We start from the raw sequence: 18,441 nt of genomic DNA, 5'->3' as shown, positions 1-18,441 counted from the left end.
GTGGTTCACCCGAGGTGCGGAGGCTGCCGTCTGACGGCCCGTTCGAGATGCATCAACAACAGGAAAGGCTTGGCCCGCTGGGCTGCCTTACGCCAGGTAAGGGCGCGGAGGCCGTACTTGAAGACGACCGTCGACGGCACGGTGGCGCCCAGGACGTCCCAAACCACCTCTTGGGCGATCTGACCCGCGATGCGCGGTCGGGCGAACTCCGCGACCGTCTCCCGGTAGCGATGCGTCAACTCCCGGGCCGTCGCCTCGGGGGTCAGGACCGGGTCGACAACGATGTCCGGTCCGAGGCGGTGCCACAGCGACCTCGGGTGAGCCTCGCTCAGTCCAGTGAAGCGGCTGCCGACGAGCTCCGCGACTGGGCCGTACAGCCGGCTTGAGGGACCGGGCACCGCCAGGATCACCGCAGCCTGCCCGCCGCTTCGACCTTGGTCATCGATACCACCCCGGTGCCGATGTCCTCGACCGGGACTACCGCGTCGACCAGCGCGCGGAGTGCGAACTCTGCCGGCCGCTCAGAGAACAACACCAGCTTGCCCTGCCCGACGGCGTAGCCGACCTCGATGCACACACTGACGCCGGCATACCCACCGTTGGCGACGACGAAGATCGCGTCCGATTTCGCGATCTTGGTGAGGAAATCGCGGGTCAGCCGAATCTTGTCCGGCTCGGCTACCTTCACATGCTGCTCGTTGAAGTCGTAGCGCGGGGTGTAGACGGTCATGCCCAGGTCGCGGAACGCTGCCTCGGCACGTTGGGCCGTGTCGTAGAACTTGGAACTGCTGCATATCGTGACTGCCTCGACTTCCGGCATCGATCCTCCAGGTGCTCGGTCGGTAGGGGTGCTCAGGTGAGCGGTACCAGATGTCGGGGTTCGTCGAGATACCCGACATCGGCGTGCCGTCGCAGAATCTTCTCCCACGTCACTGAAGGCGCTTCGGAGTCTGCCGGTCGAGGCAGCCTCCGGCGGTTCGCCAGTGCGGGATAGTCCAGGTGGAACGGGCGCACCGCGAGTCGCCGCGGGAGCCCTGGGCTGATCCGGGACAACTCGTGGAAAGTCATGTCGAGTTGTTCGGCGGTCCAGTCGTGGGCACCGACCGCAGGAAACAGATCGAAGCCAAGTTCAAGGGCCAGGACGATTCCGTCGCGGATGGCGGGCCAGTCGCCGCTGCCGGGCGGATGGTGAAGCGTGGTGTGGACCTTGACGCGCCGCAGCGCCTCGCCCTCGATCGTGGAAAGCCGAAGGGCGCTCTGCTGCCAGGCGTACGGCAAAGCGGAGAGGTTCGACTCCACCTTGAGGACGACGGACCCGAGCAGGTCGCGCGCCGCCAGCGCGCGATAGACCTCGATCACGAGGGAAGGTGCGAGTAGCGGCTCCCCGCCGCTGACGCGCAACAGGCTGAGCTGCCGGCCGGCGGCCTGAGCCGTACGCCTGAGCGCGAGGAACTCGTCGACCACACCGTCGGCGTTTGTGACGAAGGCATCCCGGCCGGCCAGATGACGGTAGTCGACGTAGCAGTAGGAGCAGCGGAAGTTGCAGGCGGCGACGTGTGTGATGGCCGCGAGGTTGTGCTCGGACCAGTGCCCTCCGAGTTCCGCCGCGACCGTCACCGGGCTGTCGGACAGATTGGCCACATGCCGCAATCCCGCGAACTCCGGCAACGAGGTGGGCAAGCGCATCCGGTCCCGCCGCACCGGCGTGAAGAAGCGGAACTGTCGGCTCTGCACGCCGCCGAGATCCGTCTTGCGTAGGTCGGTGAAGGCGTAGTCGCCACCACCGACGTTCACGATCCGATGTGCCCTGCGCAGTACCGGCCGTTCCTCCGACCCGGCGACCCGAGAAGTGCCCATCAGCCGAGCATCTCTATGACGATGGCCTCGATCTCGGCCCTTGCCGGGTGGGCCGCGAGTTCGGCTCGGACCCGCCGGCGCAATGTCACGAAGTGTCGCCCCTCCTCGAGGTCGAGTCCGGCCACGAACAGACACTGGTCCTGGCCGAGTTCTGCGAGCCGTTGGTGGGTCGGGTCCGCGTCGTCGTACCGGGGGATGGGTAGTTTCCACAGGTGCTTGTCGATGTGCCGCTCGTCCTTGCTGTACGACATCAGTGGACGGACCAGCGCGGTGAGGGCTGGGCTGTTCAGGATCGCGCTGAGATAGTTGCCTTCCGCACGACTTTCGATCGCGCAGTAGTAGAGCGCGTGCAGTCCAACGTCGGCCGCCAGCAGAAGCTGGCGGATGTCGGCCTGCAGGGCTGCTTCGCTGCGGGCGGCACGCCGGTCGGCGATCCGCGCCAGCAGGGGCTGCAGCGACGGGGGGAAGCCATCGGGCGCACGCACCTGCGGCCGGGGTGGTGATTGGCGGCTCCGACTTGCGTTGGGCGTACCGTCTGAGCGGGCCATACATCAGTGTGGATATTGTGACTGGCCGAATCCAAGGGGTGATGAATAACTGTCGGATTATGGACAGCCTACTTACAGTGAGATGCTCGGGTGGTCGAGAACCGAGCGGCGATGGCGTCCCCGTCCGGGAGGTTCGGACGGGGACCTTTGTGATGCCAATCCGATCATCCCCCGAATCCCATGGTCGCCTGACCGCGATCCTTGGAGGTTGGCCTCACCGCGCCTTGACGCTGTCCAGGAACGCCTCCCAGCCGGCCGGGGGACCGCCTCGGAGAGGATCTGTACCACCTCCGCGACCCCCTGGGCCCACCTCGATCGTGAGCGACGTCGTCGAGGGCACCGCGAGTCAGTCGTCCGGGTCCCCGGGAGTTGGCGCGGTCAGCCCGGGCCACTCAGCCGGGGCTGGGCCGAAGGCGCGACGGCCGGCCCGCACCGCCAGCGTGGCGAGGGCGGCGTTGGCGCCACCACCGATCACCGCGCCGATACCGAACGGTGCTATCCGACCGAGCACGATGATGCCCTGCTTCGTCCCGTACTTCGTGATGAAGTGCCTGCCCAGGACCTTGTTGATCTGACGCAACGTCTCGGTCGGCACCTTGGCGACGATCTGGCGTCCCCAGTGCTGCCCGGTACGCTCGGCGACCTTGGAGATCGTGGCGGAGCCGGAGCCGCCGAGCATGATGCCCATGACGATCGTGCGGCGGCGCTCGATCTCGTCGACGCGGACTCCGTGCACCTCGGCGAGGGAGAGCGCGAAGAGGGCGCTCAGCTCCAGGGACGACAGCGCCTCGCCGGCCGACAGTGCCAGCGCGACGCCCGTGCCGACGCCGGGCGCGGCGGCCGCTCCGCCCACGGCGGCACCCGTGCCGGTCAGGGCGCTGACGTACATCCGTTCCAGGCTGCGGATCGCCTCGGCCGGTGTCGCCTCGGGGTTCCGCTGGCGGGCCCGGGCGATGTTCTTGCGCACCAGTGGACTCTGGAGGGCGATCGCCTTGTCCAGCAGGTCGAGGATGCGCTGCCCGGGTACGGCTGCCTCCGGAACCGGTCCGTCGAGGGCCTCTGTCGCCATGCGTTGAACTCCTTGGTCGTCACGCGGAAGGTGAGTCGCCGCCAGGTCCGACAATCCGTCCACACCGTACGGCCGGGCGGCGTCACTTCGTCGCCCCGCGTCCACAACGGATGTCGAAGGGCGGCGGCCGTAACAGGCTGTTCGGGGACCCGGTCCTGACGGAATCGGTCGTTCGGCCGGGGATGTCCCACCGGCCGCATCATCGTTCGGGTGTTCTTTCTCGGCTGAGGTGGGTGAGCAGGGCGCTCACCTCGGTGTGCAGGCGACGCAGTTCGACGGCCGTCGGCGCCACCTCGTAGCAGTGGTGGTGGGCGGCGGCCGACAGCGTCGCCCACGCGAAGGCGATCCGCCGGGCCACGGTGCCACCGGGCCCGAGCCGGCCGCGCAGCATCAGCTGCTTCGCCCGGCCCTGCCGGCACGCGGCCACCACCGGCCGGGTCCGCCGCCAGTAGGCGTCGATGCCGCCTTCGAGCGCGAGCCGGATCAGGCAGGCGCACGCCCGCGGCCACCACCCGGCGGTCACCGCGGCCGCCCCGAGCGGGCCGGCGCCGCGCAGCATCTGGTCGGCCGCCGCCAGGCAGCGCGCGGGCGTCGGCGCGGTCACGACCGGACCTGCGCACCGTTGCGCGGCGCGGGCACCGCGGCCACGTGCTCCCGCAGCGCCGCCGCGAGATGCCGGGCGTCCGCCACCAGGTCCGGCAGATCAGACAGGTACGCCCCGTGCACCCCCTCCTTGCACGCCTGGTACGCGTCCACCGCCCGCGACCCGTGCCGACGGCTCAGATACCTGGGCACGTCACCGCCCCGGCCGGCGTCGTCGAAGAGCGCCAACGCGACGGTGGTGGCCAGCCGGCGCGACGCGCCCACCACGGCCGCCTCGATCTCGTCGTACGGCACGCCGCGCGCGGCCCGTCGCTGCCACACGATCCGGTGGCAGGCCGCCTCGATCGCCGAACGGCACAGCTCCGCCACCACCGGCCCGCGTACCTCGGCGGCGATCTCCTCGGTGCGCGCCAGGGCGTGGGCGTCGTCCAGGTAGCGGCGCACCGGGTCGGAGCCGCGCCGCAGCGTCACCACCGACCGTTCCGCGCGGGTCACCTCGACGATGCGGGACCGGCCGAGGTCGAGGCGGGCCAGCGCGTCCGGCAGCCGGGTGTCGTGGGTGAAGACCACCACCTGCCGCTGCTCGGCCAGCTCGGCGAGCACCCGGGCCAACCCGTCCACCTTGGCCGGATCCATGCTCTGCACCGGGTCGTCAACCACGATGAACCGGAACGGGCTCTCCGCCGCGCAGCCGCGCGGCAGGAACGTCGCCAGCCCGAGGGCGTGCATCTCGCCCTGGCTCATCACCCCCAGCGCGGTGCCGTTGTCCGCCCCGTCCACGCTCACCGGGATCACCACCCGCCGCCGGGTGTTCGTACCCGCCAGGGTCATCGTGCCGAGCTCCACGTTGCTCTCCTGCCGCAGCTGCGCCCAGATCCGCTGCGAGTGCGCCGCGAACGGCGCCACCCGCTGGTTGCGCAGCTCCGCCCCGGTCGCCTTCAGCCAGGCCCGCGCGGCCGTCAACCGGGCCAGGCCGCCCTCCCGCTCGGGCACCGTCCCGGCCCGAGCCAGCCAGGCCCGCAGCTCGCCGGCCGCCGCCGGCCAGCCGGTGTCGCGCCGGCGCAGCAGATCCGACGCGTACGCCTGCGCGGCCTGGACCGCCGCGAGCAGCTCCGGGTAGCGGGCGGCCAGGTGGTCGGCGAGCTCCTCCGGCCCGCCCGGCGCCTGCCGCAGCGCGGTCACGGCGGCACGCAGCCCGTCGACCGGCACGTCGGCGACGTCGCCGTCGGGCACGTCCAGGTCGTCGATCAGGTAGTGCGCCCGCTGCAGCAGCGCGGTCAGCCGGGACGCGGCCGCCTGCGCGGCGAGCGTACGGTCCCGCAGCTCCGCCAGGGACGCCGTCGCACCGGTGCGCCAGTCGCCGTCGAGGCGGCCGGTCGCGCAGACCGGGCACGGCCCGTCACCCCGATCGTCGTGGTGCTCGACGGCGAGGCGGAGCAGCTCGGCGGTGCGCAGCGCGGCACGGGACCGCCCGCCGTCGTGCCGGCGCGCCTCGGCGGCGGCCTGCCGCAGCTGCCCGGCGAGCCGGGTCACCTCGTCGGCGTCGGGCAGCTGCAGTGCCACCAGCCGCCGGCAGAGCAGCACCGCCTCATCGGCGGTCGGCTCCGCCGGCTCGTCGAGGATCGCGGTCAGCGCCGCCAGGTCCGGGCGAGTGGCGTTCAGCAGCTCCGCCGCCCGCCGCGCCCGGTCGTCGGGCAGCTCCGCGAGCCTGGCGGCCAGGGTGGCGCGCTGTGCGCGTACCTCCTTGATGGCGGCGTCGAGCGGACGCGCGGCGACCATCAGGCGGCGGTCGGCGTCGGTGATCGCCTCCAGGCCGAGGATCGCGGAGAGCGCGTCGAAGAGCTGGCTCTGCGTGCCGGCGGTGAGCCGGCCCAGCTCGGCGGCGGTGAGGAACGGCCGGTACAGCTCCAGCGGGCGGGCCAGCCCCAGCTCGGCGAGATCCTGGTGCCTGCCCCGCGCGCTGGTGACCGTCACCTCGGCGGCACCCAGCTCCGCGCCGGACCGCCAGGAGCGGCCCACCCGGGTGGGCGTGGTGACCCCGTCGACCCGCAGCTCCACGGCGATCCGGCACGGGTCGCCGGCGTGCAGGTTGCGCCACCCGGTACGCCACACGCTGGTGCGGTCGGCCCAGCGGGCGCTGTCCCCGGTCAGGGTCAGCTCCACCGCCTCGGCGAAGCTGGACTTGCCGGAGCCGTTGCGGCCGACGACGACGGTGAGCCCCGGGCCGGGCTCGATGGCGAGGGTGCGCTCCGGGCCGACGCCGCGGAAACCGGCAACAGTGACCGAGGAGAGCCAGATCCGCTCCCGCGGCTCGTCCGACCTCGAACGTTGCGGCGTCAGCGTGGTCGGCTCGCCGGAGAGCGCCGCGTCCAGGTCGGCCTCGCCGGTGAGCGCGGCCAGGACCACCTCGGCGGTGTCATCGGGTACGCGGTCGGCGGCGAGCCGGTCGAAGATCAGCTCGACCAGGGGTTCGGTGGGGTTCATCAGGTGACCTCCGCTCAGGCGGGTACGGCAGCGTGTCGTGCTCAGTGGGGATGCGATGGCAGCGCGCGGGCGGCGTTTCCGGGTGACGCGGCGGTCGGGCCGGCGTGGAGACGGATCAGCGCGCGGGGTCGGCCAGGTGGCGTCGGCAGGTGCCGGGCCGCACGGTCGGGCCGGCCCAGGGGGTGCGGGTGAGGTGAGGGAACGGTCCGGTCATCGTCGCCTCCAGTCGCGTGGTGTCAGCGGGTCAGGCTGGCGTGCCAGTCCCGCAGGAAGGCGTCGACCAGGGCGTGCGCCCGCGGCCGTACGTCGAAGGTCTCCTCGGTCCGGCGGCGGGCCATGTGGCACAGCCCGTCGGCGGCCTCGTTGAGGGCGTGCCCGCTGTGCCCCTTCACGTGCGCGAAGGCCAGGTCCGGCCGGCGGCTCACCTGCTCGGCGAGGCGCACCAGGGTCGGCTGGGCGGCCCACCGCCGCTGCCGGAGGCTGTAGCCGGCCGGCATCGTGCTCAGGTCACCGGCCTGCCAGCGATGCAGCCAGCGCAGCGCCACCATGCTGTCGACAAGGACGGTCATCCCGGCCGGCGCCTCGTCGTACGCCGAGAGCAGGAAGTCGACGGCGCGCAGCTCGTTGATCAGCACCCGGGACGCGCCGGTCGGGTCGAGCCGGCCGGTGCCCCGGCCGCGCAGGCCGTAGTGCCCGTCGCTGACCACGTACGCGATGCCGCCGGCCCGGCCCTTCCAGCTGGCGTCGGTCGCGGCAACGACTGGCGCGTCCGCCGCCGCCCAGCGGGTGACCCGACCCCGGCCGCGCTCCCGGTCCGGCTGCTGCCGGCAGGCCGTGCCGTGGGCGGTGGCGAGGCCCTCCGCGGTGTCCAGGAGTTGCTCGGCCGAGGCGAGCTGGTCGTAGTGGACGGCGGTGAGGGTCAGGGCCACGGCGTCGCCGATGCGCTGGCAGTCCGTGCAGGTGGTGCGGCGGACGTAGCGGCGCAGGGGGAGGGCGCGGGCGTGCAGGGGAGCGGGGAGCAGGTGCAGGGCGCGGAGGAACTCATCGGGACGCACGGCGCCTCCTGACGTTGAGAACCGGGTTCTGCGGGCTGGATAGGTTGTGGCAGGCTGGCCGCGCGCTTGAGTTGGCCGGGGTCAGGCGGGCGCGATGGTCCAGTTGCCGTCGGCGGTGATCTGTACGAGCGCGGGCGCCGACAGCGGGCGAACTCCGGTGTAGGCACCGATCTCGTTGATCAGCAGACCGCCCTCCCCGGTGTCGAGCGAGTAGGCGTAGACGACGAAGTTGGAGTCGCCGCGGCGGTGGGTGATCTTGGCGGCGGCGGCGTCGCCACCCAGCATCAGCACGTCGTCGCCCTTGCCCGCCGCTTTGCCGGTCGGGAACTTGGTGGCCAGCTGCTCGACGGTGCCGATCGTCAGCGTCCAGGATCCGGAGGCCTCGACCTCGAACTGCGTGGTCAGCGAGCCGTCCTCCAGGTTGATCCAGTGCTTGCCGCTGTACGAGCCGATCTCGTTGACCAGAAGGCCGTCTCCGTCACTCTTCAGCACCGTGTTGCTCGAGCACTTGCAGGTGAACTTCACGACCGACAGCTCGCTCAGCTCCTTGATGCGCACGACGTCGTCACCGCGACCGTTGATCACCTTCGGTTTGGGCGTGGGCGGAGCGGTGGTCGGCGCCGGTTCCGTCGTGGCAGGGGCGGCCGAGGTGGGCGCAGCTGTGGTCGGAGCGGCGGTGGTAGGGGCGGAACTGCTCGAAACGGCCGACGTCGCGGCGATGGACTCCGGCTTGTTGCCATCGCCGTCACCAAGCGCACCGATGACAGCGCCGCCGCAGCAGAGGGCGATGACGAGGGCGACGCCGCCGACGATCAATGCCCGAGTGTTGGCGCGCTTGGGGGGAACGACCGGGGCCGGCGCGCCGGCGAACGTGGCGTCCTGAGGCTGCCCGGTGGGCGGGGGACTGGCAGCACTGGCCGGGATCGGCGCCGGCTGCGGCGGTACGCCGGGCTGGTTCGCGGGCTGGTCGGGCGGCATCGGCATGGCCGGGTCCGTCATGGCGGTCTCCTCTGTGAACAGGGGTGCGGGGAAGGTGCGGGGCGGGCGGCGGCGCCCGCCCCGGGTCGAGCGGTGGAATCAGGTGAGGGAGACGGTCACGCCGCCGGAGAACATTGAGTCGTGCAGCTCGAGCTTCGTGAGCTTCACGTTCTTGGGGATGTCGAAGACGAACACGCCAGTCACCTGGTTGCCGGGGTTGATCTCCTCGAAGAAGGTGCTCTGCTCCTGATTGGCGTAGAGGCCGGCCTCGCTGTCGGACGAGTACTCGGTGCCGTTCGCGGCGTAGGCCTTCTGGCTGCTGCCGTCGAGGGTCTGCGGCTCCTTGCCGATGTTCTTGACGTTGATGGTGATCAGGCAGAACTGGCCCTGGGCCTTGTCGCCGATCATCGACGTGCCGACCTTCGCGACGCCGCACTTGGACGACTTGACGGTGAACTCGAACTTCCCGTCTCGGGCCGGCTGGCCGATCTTCGCGGTCTTCGCCGGCTTGTCGTCGCCCTTGGCGCTTCCGGCGTCGGCCTTGCTGCTGGTGCCCTCGTCGGTGCTGCCGGCGCCGCAGCCCAACGCGACGAGGCCGGTGGCGATCAGGGCGAGAGTGGTGGTCTTGCGCATCGTTTTCCTCCTGCTGTGAACGTTGCGGCGTCAATGAGAGCATCATCCGTGAACACTGTCAACACACATGATGCTTGACAGGTGTGACACACTCCGAACGTGCAGGAGACACCGACAATCACGGCGGCGGAGATCGCCCGGCTCGCCGGGGTCGGTCGCGCCGCGGTCAGCAACTGGCGCAAACGGCACGCCGACTTCCCCGCTCCGGTAGGCGGCACCCCGGCCAGCCCCGAGTTCGACCTCATCCAGGTCGAGCAATGGCTCCGCGCGCAGGGCAAACTTCCCGAGCTCGCCACCGCCGACCGGCTCTGGCGCCACCTCGCCGCCGCCAGCCAGTCACCCGCCGCCGGCCTCGCCACCGTCGGCGCCCTGCTCCTCGCCCGGCAACGCGGCCAACGCCCCAGCCGATCAGCGGAACCGCAGCTCAAGCCGCTGCTGCCCGACCTCGACGCGCTCGCCGGCGAACTCGGACCGCAGGACGCCTTCGACTCGCTGTGGCAACGGTTCTCCGCCCCCGGCCCCGGTCGCCCGTTCGCCACCCCCGACGACCTGGCCGACCTCATGGCCGGGCTCGCCGGCGTCGGCGGCGGCTCCGTCCTCGACCCCGCCGCCGGCTCCGGCGCCACCCTGCGCGCCGCCGTCCGCGCCGGCTGCACCTCCGCGTACGGGCAGGAGATCGACGAGGACCTCGCCCGGCTCGCCGGCCTGTGGCTGGCCCTGCGCGAGGTGCCGGGGGAGGTGAGCACCGGCGACTCGCTGCGCGCCGACGCCTTCGCCGGCCGCACCTTCGACGCCGTCGTCTGCCATCCACCCTTCGGCGCCACCAACTGGGGTGACGAGGAACTCGGCCACGACCCCCGCTGGATCGTCGGCACCACCCCGCGTACCGAACCGGAGCTGGCCTGGGCCCAGCACGCCCTCGCCCACCTGCGCGCCGGCGGCCACGCCGTGCTGCTGATGCCGCCCACCGTGGCCAGCCGCCGTGCCGGCCGCCGCATCCGCGCCGAACTGCTCCGCCGCGGCGCCCTGCGCGCCGTCATCGCGCTCCCGCCCGGGGTGGCCGCGCCGCACGGCGTACCGCTGCACCTGTGGGTGCTGCGCCGGCCCGCGCCCGACGCGCCGCCTCCCGCGCGGACCTTGCTGATCGACGCCGCCGCCGGCGACTACGGGCGGATCCTCGACACCTGGCGGGCCTTCACCGCCGCACCGGACGGCGACGTCGAGGAGGCCGGCTTCGCCCGCGCCGTCCCGGTGATCGAGCTGCTTGACGAGGAGGTCGACCTCACGCCCGCGCGCCGCCAACCCGCCGTCGGGGGCGAGGCCACTGGAGAGCATCTGGTACGCACCAGGGAGCGGCTCGCCGCCATCGTCGGCGACCTGCCAGGGCTGATGCCGCAGGTCACGCCCGCGCCGGAGGGGCCGGACGGGGAATTCCTGACGGTGGGGGAGTTGGCCCGGGCCGGTGCGCTGCAACTGCTCGGCCCGATCCGGCCGACGATTCGCTCGACCGCTGAGGTCGACGGTCTTGTCGAGATGCCGGTCTTGTACGCGCGGGATGTGGTTGAGGGAACCGGGCCGTCGCCGCGGGGCGACCACTCACTGGGTCAGGCGATTCCGTTGGCGTCGGGAGATGTCGTGGTCCCAATGGCTGCCCGCCAGCTCACCGCTCGTGTGATCACCAACGAGAACGCGCTGCTCGGGCCGAACATGTATCTGCTGCGCCCCAACCCGGCCGCGCTGGATCCGTGGTTTCTCGCCGGGCAGCTACGCACCACCGCCAACGAGAGGCAGGCGTCGAGTCTGTCGGGCACGCTGCGGTTCGACATCCGGCGGGCGCAGGTCCGACGGTTGCCGATGGACGAGCAGCAGGCGCACGGCGAGGCGTTCCGACGGCTGGAGGCGTTTGAGTCGGCAATCCGAGAGGCGGCATCGTTAGGTGCGGAGCTGGTGCAGCTCACCGCCGACGGGCTGGCTAGGGGTGTCGTCCGCCCCGCGGGGGAGTCGCGGTGAGTTCAGACCTCCAGGATCTCCCAGCCTTCGCCGAGTACGACCCGGATCTGGTCGGGCCGCGAGGTTATGACGCCGGCCTGGTTCACCAGCGCCACCCAGGCGGCATGACCTGCACCGAGTCGACCCGTGTGCCGGGCCATGCTGCCGATGGTCGGCACCTCGTCATCGTTGTCCAGGTCAAGCATGGGCAGCACGGTACGGACTGCGGGATTGCGGCGCAGCATCCGGAGCAGCTCGTGCTCGTCCGGCTCCAGCAGGCTGTACGCCTCGAGCAGGCAGGCCAGCGGCAGCGCCGCCGTGCCTTCGGTATCGGCGACCTCGACCAGCGCCTCCCCGACGGCCGGCACTCCGTGCACGTACGCCAGCAGCGCGCCGGTGTCGAGGACCCAGTACGGCCGGCTCACGCGGCCGAGCGCCGGTCCAGCTCCGCCCGCAGCTCGTCGGCAGGGCGGCCCAGCAGCTCCGCCGTCCGGGCGATCGCTGCCTCACGCGCCTCCAGTGAGACCTGGTGGGCGGCCAGCCGCTGCGCGGAGCGGACGGGGTCGTACGGGAACTCGCCGTGGCCCGCTGCCCGCAACGCGGCCCGCATGGCGTCGGATATCCGACGACGGCGCAGCGCCTCGGTGACGTACGCGGAAACCTGGCGGGCGGGCAGCGCATCCAGCTGCTCGGCCACATCATCCGGAACGGAGATCGTCACGCGCCGACTCATACTCCGGAGCCTAGCAAAGTATGAACTCGGTGGGAGGGTGTCGCCGGCCGGCAGCTGGTTGATCCAGTCGGCCGGGGCGGGGACTACAACGATGCAGAGCAGCGGGCATACTGCGTGCCTTAAGGAAAACGAAAGGAATCCGGCTAGAAGGCGTGGCCGGCGCAAGCGGCCGCCGACATCGACCGAGTTGCAGGAACTCTGACGTACGGGTAGGGCGGTAGTGGGGGACGTAGGAGTGGCCGTGGATGTGGAACTGGTGGCGAACAGGTTCCGTCTGCTGGGTGCGCTGGGCAGGGGCAACATGGGGGAGGTCCACCGCGCGGAGGACATGCAGGCGCCGGAGGGCTCGTTGGACCGCGTCGTCGCGGTCAAGCTGATCCTCCGAAGCCGGACTGGTGCGATCCTCGACTCGACCGCCGACAGCAAGGCCGTCCAGCGATTCGAGCGTGAGTCACGCATGATGCGCCGTCTGAGCCATCCGAACCTGCCACGGTCGATCTCCGGCGGGGTCGACGTGTCGGGCCTGCCGTACATCGCCATGGAGTTTCTCGACGGCGCGACGCTGCGCGACCTAGTCTCCGAGCAGCCGCAACTGCCGATCTCGTGGGTCGCGGCGATCGGGACCCAGATCGCCGACGCCCTCACCGCAACGCACGCCGCCGGTGTCATCCACCGCGACCTCAAGCCGTCGAACGTGATGCTGCTGCGCGGTGGGCTCGTGAAGGTTCTCGACTTCGGCATGGGCCGGATCATCGACGCCGACGAGGCGGAGCGCCTCACCAGCACCGGTGTCACGGTGGGGACCGCCCGCTACATGGCCCCCGAGCAGTTCCGGGCCTCGTCGGTGACCCAGGCCGCCGACCTGTACGCGCTCGGCTGTGTCCTGTTCGAGTTGCTGACCGGTGTGCCGCCGTTCCACAGCGGCTCCGCGCACGAGGTAGGGCAGAAGCACCTGGAAGAGCCGCCGCCGCCGGTGCGCGTGCTGCGTTCGGATGTTCCGGCGAGCCTGGAGCGGCTCGTCGAACGTCTGCTTGCCAAGGACCCGGCGGAGCGGCCGGCGGACGCGGTGGCCGTCCGCGAGGCGCTGCTGCCGCTGGTGAAGGGGGAGGAGAAGGTCCCGGGTTGGGAGGACTCCAACCCGGTGAGCCGTTTCCACACGGCCTACACCATCGGGGCGGGCACCGCCCCACCTACGGCTTCGGAGCCAACAGCGATGACCGGCCCGACGTCGGGGATGGACGTGTTCGGGGTGCACCGGCAGTTGCTCACCGACTACCGCGCCTTCACCGAGGGCGGCACGATCATCCGCGACGACCGGATCGCCGACTTCGTCGAGCGCGACCTCGACGCCAAGTCGCAGTGGCCCGACCCCTGGCTGTCGCTGAACCCGTTCTTCGCCTCCGGCGGCAACATGCTCGAGCTTGTCAGCGAGGCCGTGCTGCACCGGGAGTGCGCGCGCATTTTCCAGGCGAACAAGACCGAGGGCGGCACGGACTGCGACGGGCGACCACTCACCCTGCACCGGCACCAGCGGGAGGCTATCGAGAAGGCCCAGTCGGGTGTCTCCTACGTGCTCACCACGGGCACCGGGTCCGGCAAGTCCCTGTCCTACATCGTTCCGATCGTGGACAAGGTGCTCAAGGCGCGCGAGCAGGAGGGCCCGAAGGCCCAGAAGCGTGTCCGGGCGATCATCGTCTACCCGATGAACGCGCTGGCCAACAGCCAGCTCAAGGAGCTCGACAAGTACCTCTGCGACGGGTACGGGCCGGGCCGTGAGCCGGTGACGTACGCCCGGTACACCGGCCAGGAGAGCGACGAGCGGCGCAAGGAGATCCGCGACAACCCGCCGGACATCCTGCTCACCAACTACGTCATGCTCGAGCTGATGCTGACCCGGCCGGACGACCGCCGGTCGCTCATCAAGATGGCCCGTGGGCTGGAGTTCCTCGTCTTCGACGAGCTGCACACCTATCGGGGCCGCCAGGGCGCCGACGTGGCCCTGCTGATCCGCCGGGTCCGGGAGGCCTGCCAGGCGACCGACCTGCAGTGCATCGGCACCTCCGCCACGATGTCGACCGAGGGCACCCTCGACGACCAGCGCGATGCGGTGGCGCGGGTGGCCACCACTCTCTTCGGCACCGACGTCAGCAGCGATAACGTCATCGGCGAGACGCTGATCCGGGCCACCGCCGAGGCGCCCGACACCGTGCCGATGGAGCGGCTCCGTGCGCCGGGCGCTCCCCGGGCGTACGCGGATCTGGTGAACGATCCGCTGGCCCGCTGGATCGAGACCCGGTTCGGGCTCGCCACGGATCCAGTCAGCGGCCAGCTCGTGCGGCAGAAGCCGGCCAAGATCGAGGATGCCGCGCTGGAGTTGGCGCGGCAGAGCGGCCTGACCGCCGCCGACTGCGCCCAGGCGATCCGGGCCACTCTGAAGGCCGGCTCGGAAGCTCGGGATCCGGTCACCGAGCGTCCGCTCTTCGCGTTCCGGCTGCACCAGTTCCTCTCCAAGGGCGACACCGTGTACGTCACCCTGGAGGACGCGCTCACCCGGCACCTCACCCGCGAGTATCAGCTCGTCCTGCCCGGCTCGGACGGCAAGATCCTCCTGCCGCTGGCCTTCTGTCGTGAGTGCGGTCAGGAGTACCTGACCGTGTGGCGGTCCGAGAAGGACGGCAAGGTCGTCTACGCGCCGCGCCGAGACACCGCTGCGACCGGTGGCCGCGGCGACGACGGCTACCTCTACATCGACTCGGACCGCCCGTGGCCAGCCGAAGAGGAAGAGGCGATCGAGGCCCGGCGGATTCCGGAGTCGTGGCTGGAGGTTGACGCCGGCGGGCGCGAGGTGGTCCGTAGCTCGTATCGGCAGCGGTTGCCCCAGGCAATCACGGTCAACGCGCAGGGCTGGGAGGGGCACGGCGACCTGAAGGCCGCGTTCATTCCGTCCCCGTTCCTGTTCTGCCTGCACTGCGGTGTCAGTTACGAGCAGACCCGGGGGAAGGACTTCGCCAAGCTCGCCACGCTGGACCAGGAGGGCCGCTCCTCGGCGACCTCGCTGGTGTCGGCGTCGATCGTCCGGTCGCTGATGCAGGCGCCACCGGAGGCGCTGAACAAGAAGGCGCGCAAACTGCTCACCTTCGTCGACAACCGCCAGGACGCCTCGCTGCAGGCCGGCCACTTCAACGACTTCGTGCAGGTCACACAGCTTCGCGGCGCCCTATACCGGGCCGCCGTCGAGGCGGGCGACGACGGCATCACCCACGAGAACCTCGCCGCGCGGGTCACCGCCGCGCTCGGGCTGAGCCTCGGCGACTACGCGCGCGAGGCGGACCTTCCGCCGTCGCTGGCCAACCTGGCGGCGAAGACCCTCCGGGACGTCGTCGCGTTCCGGCTCTACCTCGATCTGGAGCGGGGTTGGCGGATCACCATGCCGAACCTCGAACAGACCGGCCTGCTGAAGATCGACTATCAGGACCTGGCCTGGCTCGCCGAGAAGCAGGACCGCTGGTCCGGCACCCACGAGAAGCTTCGCGAGGCGGAGCCCGATGTGCGGGCGGAGATCATGCGGGCGCTCCTGGACGAGATGCGCCGCGGGCTGGCGATCGACGTCCAGTACTTCCGCGACGACTTCGACTCGCTTCAGCGGGCCAGCGAGGAACGCCTCGTCGACCCCTGGGTGCTGTCCGCCGGCGACAAGCCGAAGGTCGGGGCTGCCTACCCTCAGCCGTCGGGGCGGGGCCTGGACCGGTCGAACGTGTTCCTCTCCGGCCGGGGCAAGTTCGGCAAGTACCTGCGCCGGGTGCACTTCCCCGAGCTGTCGTGGAACGACGCCCAGGAGTTGATCGCCGACCTGCTCGAGGTGCTCAAGCGGGGTGGCCAGGTCACCGAGGTCATCCAGGTTCCGGAACGCGCCGCCCGGTACCGGCGTTCGGCCGGCACCCCGGTCACCGGCTACCAGGTCTCGGCAGCCGCTCTCATCTGGCGGGCCGGGACGGGTGAGACCGGCAGTCACGACCCGCTGACGCGGACCTACGCCAGCGGCGACGGGCCGCGAGTCAACACCTTCTTCCGGGAGCTGTACAAGACGGCGGCCGGAACCCTCGCCGGCCTGACCGCCCGGGAACACACGGCGCAGGTCGACCCCATGGAGCGGGAACGGCGGGAAGAGGCCTTCCGCAAGGCCGAGCTGAAGCTGCTCTACTGCTCCCCGACGATGGAGCTCGGCGTCGACATCTCCGAGCTCAACGCCGTCATGATGCGCAACGTCCCGCCGACACCGGCGAACTACGCCCAGCGCAGCGGTCGGGCCGGACGGTCGGGGCAGCCGGCGCTGGTCACCACCTACTGCGCCACCGGGAACAGCCACGACCAGTACTACTTCCGGCGCTCCGAGCGGATGGTGGCCGGGGCGGTGGCACCCCCTCGGCTGGACCTGGCCAACGAGGACCTGGTCCGCTCGCACGTGCACGCCATCTGGTTGGCGGAGGCCGGCCTCAAGCTGGGCCGGGCGATCCCCGAGACGATCGACATCAGCTACCTCGAGGACAGCCGCAATCCGAACCCGGCGCTAGCGCTGCATGATCACATAACTGCGGCGTTGCAGGACGCGCACGCGCAGCAGCGGGCGGTGGCGGCGGCCCAGCGGGTGTTCGCCGCGCTGGTTCCCGAGTTCGAGAAGTCGACGTGGTGGGACGACAACTGGATCGAGGACACCGTCCGGACCACACCGAAGCGGTTCAACGACGCGTTCGATCGCTGGCGGGACCTGTTCCGGGCGGCGCTCGTCGACCAGGCCGAACAGAACCGCCGCGTTCTCGACCACACCCTCTCCGAGCGTGACCGGCGGATCGCCGTGGGCCGACGCAAGGAGGCCGAGACACAGCTCAACCTGCTCAAGAACGAGACGGTGGAGAACCGGTCGGTCCTCTCCGACTTCAACCCGTACCGCTACCTGGCCAGCGAGGGCTTCCTGCCGGGCTACTCGTTCCCGCGCCTGCCGCTGGCCGCGTACGTGCCCACCACCGGCCGCCGCTCCGGTGACGGTGACTACCTGCAGCGCCCCCGCTTCCTGGCGATCCGGGAGTTCGGGCCGGGCGCGCTGATCTACCACGAGGGTGCCCGCTACCAGGTCACCCGCATCCAACTGCCGCCGGACGCGGCCGGTGAGGTGGTGACGAGCCAGGCCCGGCGCTGCACGAGTTGCGGATACCACCACGACGCCCGCAATGGCGCGGTCCGTTGCGAGATGTGCGACGAGCCGCTCGGCGACACCACCTACGGCCTGCTGCACCTGCACACGGTCTACACCAAGCGCCGGGAACGGATCTCCTCCGACGAGGAGGAGCGGCGCCGGGCGGGCTTCCGGCTGGTGACGTCGTACCGTTTCCAGGACCACGGCGCCCGGGCCGGTCAGCAGGACGCGGTGGTGTCGGACGGCGACGACCGGCTCGCCACGCTTTCCTACGGCGACTCGGCGACCGTCCGGATCACCAACGTCGGCCGGGTCCGCGCCAAGCAGGACGAGCCCGAGGGCTTCTGGCTCGACCCCGCCGACGGGCGCTGGATGAACGAACGCGATGCCGGCGAGGCGTCCGGCGACTCCAGCGAGATGCCGGTGGTCGACGCCGACGGCAACGAGAAGCGCCGCAAGAAGCGGGTCATCCCGTACGTCGAGGACCGCCGCAACATCCTCGTCCTCAAGCTCGACGAGCCGCTGGAGCACGACGTGGCGCTCACCCTGATGTATGCGCTCGAACGCGGCATCGAAGCCGCCTTCGAACTGGAGGACTCGGAACTCACCACCGAGCTGCTCCCGCCGGACGACGGTCCCCGCGACCGGATGCTCTTCACCGAGGCGGCCGAGGGCGGCGCCGGCGTACTGCGGCTCATGCAGTCGGAGCCGGGGGCGCTGGCCCGCGCCGCGGCCACGGCGCTGGACATCTGCCACTTCGACCCGGGCGGCACCGACCGCGGCGGCCCGCACAAGGACCGCCCGTGCGCCTGGGGCTGCTACGAGTGTCTGCTGACCTACGGCAACCAGCTCAACCACCACTCCATCAACCGGCACACGATCCGCGATCTGCTGCTGCGGTTCGCTCAGGCAGCAGCGCGAACCAGCGGCGAGGGCGAGTCCCGGACGGAGCAGTTGGCCCGCCTGACCGCGCAGTCGGACACCAAGCTGGAGGGGAAGCTGATCGCCTGGTTGAAGGAGCGCGGCTTCCGGCTGCCGGACGACGCGCAGGTCTTCGTCACCGAGGCGCTGGCCCGCCCGGACTACGTCTACCGCCTGCCCGGGGCGAACGTCGCCGTGTTCGTCGACGGGCCGGTCCACGAGCACGAGTCGGTCGCCGATCGCGACCGCGAGGCGGAGGAGCGACTGTTCGACATGGGCTGGGACGTCGTTCGGTTCCCGCACGACGCCGACTGGTCCGCGATCGCCACCAGGAACAAGCGCTACTTCGGCACCGGCGCCTGATCCCCTGACCGCCACCT

General features: G+C 71.1%; 14 protein-coding genes. 2 read left to right on the top strand and 12 right to left on the bottom strand.

Annotation, left to right across the window (positions count from 1 at the left end):
- Window positions 1–5: 5 nt before the first annotated feature.
- The 10 genes from AB0I11_RS18610 to AB0I11_RS18565 form a co-directional block, all read right to left on the bottom strand.
- The gene (locus AB0I11_RS18610; protein WP_357321438.1) at window positions 6–410 is read right to left on the bottom strand and encodes a hypothetical protein; all 405 of its coding nucleotides are present in this window, start codon (window positions 408–410) and stop codon (window positions 6–8) included.
- Window positions 407–820 carry a hypothetical protein gene (locus tag AB0I11_RS18605; RefSeq protein ID WP_357321435.1) on the bottom strand — a complete coding sequence of 138 codons (414 nt, stop codon included), beginning with the start codon at window positions 818–820 and terminating at the stop codon, window positions 407–409. Before AB0I11_RS18605 ends, AB0I11_RS18610 begins: the two co-directional genes overlap by 4 nt.
- A 32-nt stretch (window positions 821–852) precedes the next feature.
- On the bottom strand, window positions 853–1,857 hold the full coding sequence (locus AB0I11_RS18600) for a radical SAM protein (RefSeq protein ID WP_357321432.1): 1,005 nt from the start codon (window positions 1,855–1,857) through the stop codon (window positions 853–855).
- Window positions 1,857–2,342 (bottom strand): hypothetical protein, encoded by a 486-nt coding sequence (locus AB0I11_RS18595; RefSeq protein WP_357321429.1) that lies wholly within the window; start codon window positions 2,340–2,342, stop codon window positions 1,857–1,859. The genes AB0I11_RS18600 and AB0I11_RS18595 overlap by 1 nt, the downstream gene beginning before the upstream one ends.
- A gap of 409 nt (window positions 2,343–2,751) precedes the next feature.
- Complete coding sequence (locus AB0I11_RS18590) at window positions 2,752–3,474, bottom strand: hypothetical protein (protein ID WP_357321426.1); 723 nt, start codon at window positions 3,472–3,474, stop codon at window positions 2,752–2,754.
- A gap of 199 nt (window positions 3,475–3,673) precedes the next feature.
- Window positions 3,674–4,078, bottom strand: a complete 405-nt coding sequence (locus AB0I11_RS18585) for a hypothetical protein (RefSeq protein WP_357321423.1) — start codon at window positions 4,076–4,078, stop codon at window positions 3,674–3,676.
- Entirely contained in the window at window positions 4,075–6,561 is a 2,487-nt protein-coding gene (locus AB0I11_RS18580) for an AAA family ATPase (RefSeq protein WP_357321420.1), read from the bottom strand. The genes AB0I11_RS18585 and AB0I11_RS18580 overlap by 4 nt, the downstream gene beginning before the upstream one ends.
- 236 nt (window positions 6,562–6,797) lie before the next feature.
- On the bottom strand, window positions 6,798–7,616 hold the full coding sequence (locus AB0I11_RS18575; RefSeq protein ID WP_357321417.1) for an RNase H family protein: 819 nt from the start codon (window positions 7,614–7,616) through the stop codon (window positions 6,798–6,800).
- Window positions 7,617–7,697: 81 nt separating this feature from the next.
- Window positions 7,698–8,615 (bottom strand): hypothetical protein, encoded by a 918-nt coding sequence (locus AB0I11_RS18570; protein WP_357321414.1) that lies wholly within the window; start codon window positions 8,613–8,615, stop codon window positions 7,698–7,700.
- A gap of 78 nt (window positions 8,616–8,693) precedes the next feature.
- Complete coding sequence (locus tag AB0I11_RS18565) at window positions 8,694–9,227, bottom strand: DUF4352 domain-containing protein (protein ID WP_357321411.1); 534 nt, start codon at window positions 9,225–9,227, stop codon at window positions 8,694–8,696.
- Window positions 9,228–9,326: 99 nt separating this feature from the next.
- On the opposite strand from AB0I11_RS18565, the gene AB0I11_RS18560 reads away from it, so the two are divergent.
- Window positions 9,327–11,237 carry an N-6 DNA methylase gene (locus AB0I11_RS18560; RefSeq protein WP_357321408.1) on the top strand — a complete coding sequence of 637 codons (1,911 nt, stop codon included), beginning with the start codon at window positions 9,327–9,329 and terminating at the stop codon, window positions 11,235–11,237.
- Window positions 11,238–11,239: 2 nt separating this feature from the next.
- Here AB0I11_RS18560 and AB0I11_RS18555 read toward each other — a convergent pair whose 3' ends face one another.
- Window positions 11,240–11,641: a hypothetical protein gene (locus AB0I11_RS18555; protein ID WP_357321405.1), complete on the bottom strand. Its 402-nt coding sequence runs from the start codon at window positions 11,639–11,641 to the stop codon at window positions 11,240–11,242.
- Window positions 11,638–11,949 (bottom strand): hypothetical protein, encoded by a 312-nt coding sequence (locus tag AB0I11_RS18550; RefSeq protein WP_357321402.1) that lies wholly within the window; start codon window positions 11,947–11,949, stop codon window positions 11,638–11,640. The genes AB0I11_RS18555 and AB0I11_RS18550 overlap by 4 nt, the downstream gene beginning before the upstream one ends.
- Window positions 11,950–12,190: 241 nt before the next feature.
- On the opposite strand from AB0I11_RS18550, the gene AB0I11_RS18545 reads away from it, so the two are divergent.
- Window positions 12,191–18,424, top strand: coding sequence for a protein kinase (locus AB0I11_RS18545; RefSeq protein WP_357321399.1), 6,234 nt, complete (start codon window positions 12,191–12,193; stop codon window positions 18,422–18,424).
- Window positions 18,425–18,441 lie beyond the last annotated feature (17 nt).

The organism is Micromonospora sp. NPDC050495 (assembly GCF_040655175.1).
Classification (GTDB): Bacteria; Actinomycetota; Actinomycetes; order Mycobacteriales; family Micromonosporaceae; genus Micromonospora.
The sequence above is the reverse complement of the archived record's forward strand: the minus strand, read 5'-3'. Positions and strand labels throughout refer to the sequence as shown.